Consider the following 1686-nt stretch of genomic DNA (forward strand, 5'->3'; position numbering starts at 1 on the left):
ACTTCGGTCTTTTCATTGTCGCGCAGGATGAAACGGCCGGGCCGCTCGTTCAGCACCGTGACGTCGGCGTCCATGCCGGTGCGCAGCGCGCCGATCCGGTCTGCAAGGCCCAGCATCTCGGCGGGATGCGAGGTGACCATCGGCACCACCTGTTCGAGCGTCAATCCGAGCGCCATCATCGAGCTCATGGCCTGCACCAGGCTGAACTTGGCCTGGCCGGCGAACGGATGGTTTTCGTCGTCGGCGGCCTCGTCGGGCGTGCCGGCTGGCCCCGGCACATGGGTGTTGTAGCCGTGGATGTCGGCGCCGAGCGTGGTCGGCACGATGCCGGCCGCGATCGCCTTGCGCGCCAGCCGATACGAGAAGTGGCTGCCGTGGCCGACGTCGACGCGCAGGCCGCGGTCGAGCGCCGCCCTAATCACCGGATGAACCTCGCCTTCGCGATTGACGAAGCCGCCGGGATGCCGCGTGAACGGATGCGCCAGCACGTCGCCTTCACGCAACAGCGGGATCACGCGGGTGAGAATGGTGTCGACATCCTCGCCATTGGTGCCGCTTTCCGGCAGGCTCCAGAGCTGTCCGAAATGCACGTAGACCGGCAGGTCGGCGCGGCGGCCGATCTCGGCCGCCATCTCGATGACGCGGATGCCCCAGCGCGCGAAACCGCCGATCTCGGCATGTGCCTTGATGCCGCGGACCAGATCGCGGTTCGCCTTCGCCGCCTTCACGGTCGCGTCGATGTCGACGCCATCGGGGCTGTAGAGGTTCGGATAATAATGGCCTTCCAGACCGCCGACGAGATAGGCGGACAGAAAGGCGTAGACCCGCGACTGCGATTGCTCGGCGATGAAATGCCGGAAGCCCGGCAAGGTCATGCAGGACGGACCACCCTGATCGACCAGCGTGGTCACGCCCGACTGCACGCCGACCATGTCGGCGTTCACGCCAAAGCGCCCGGTGACATACTGATAGACATGGGCGTGGGTATCGATCAGGCCGGGCAGCACGAGCTTGCCGGTGACGTCGACGATGTCGCGGGCGCTGGTCGGCAGGATGTCAGCCTGCACGGCTGCCACCTTGCCGCCGCGGATCGCGATATCCTTCAGCCCGTCGACGCCGGACGCCGGATCGATCACGCGTCCCCCGCGCAACAGCAGGTCGAATGAGGTGCTCACTGACATGATGGGCTCCCTTGGCTGGCACGGCGTCGACCGGTATCGATGAATTACGAAGTATGCTTCGTAATTATCGCTTTCGCAACGCCGGCCGCAGGCGAAGGCTGCCAAAAATCAGGGCACGGTTGTTGCAGGATCCTGGTGACTGGCATGACGAAGAAACCGGGCAAGATCGACAGCGACAGTGAGATCGACCCATGGCCGCTGGGCATGCGGCCGGGTTTCCTGCTGCGGCGGCTACACCAGATCCATGTGGCGTTGTTCCAGGAAAAATGCACGGCGTTCGAGATCACCCCGCTGCAATATAGTCTGCTGTCAGCGCTGGCCGTGCGCGGTACGGCCGACCAGACCACTTTGGCCGGCGACGTGGCGCTCGATCGGACGACCACCACCGGCGCGCTCAAGCGCCTGCAAAACAGGGGATTTATCCAGCGCGCGGTGCGGCGCGACGATCGCCGCGCGCGGGCCTGCAGACTGACCGCCACGGGTGCCCGGCTGCTGCGACGAATGG

The 1686-nt window shown here is 65.6% G+C and carries 2 protein-coding genes; one reads left to right on the top strand and one right to left on the bottom strand.

Annotation, left to right across the window (positions count from 1 at the left end; all coding sequences use genetic code 11):
- The coding region (locus tag WCB02_RS37385; RefSeq protein WP_423966918.1) for an amidohydrolase/deacetylase family metallohydrolase at positions 1 to 1181 on the bottom strand (1181 nt) is incomplete at its 3' end.
- A gap of 144 nt (positions 1182 to 1325) precedes the next feature.
- Here WCB02_RS37385 and WCB02_RS37390 point away from each other — a divergent pair.
- On the top strand, positions 1326 to 1686 hold a 361-nt coding region (locus WCB02_RS37390), incomplete at its 3' end, for a MarR family winged helix-turn-helix transcriptional regulator (RefSeq protein ID WP_423966920.1).

The sequence above is a fragment of the Bradyrhizobium sp. genome, assembly GCF_049581145.1.
Classification (GTDB): domain Bacteria; phylum Pseudomonadota; class Alphaproteobacteria; order Rhizobiales; family Xanthobacteraceae; genus Bradyrhizobium.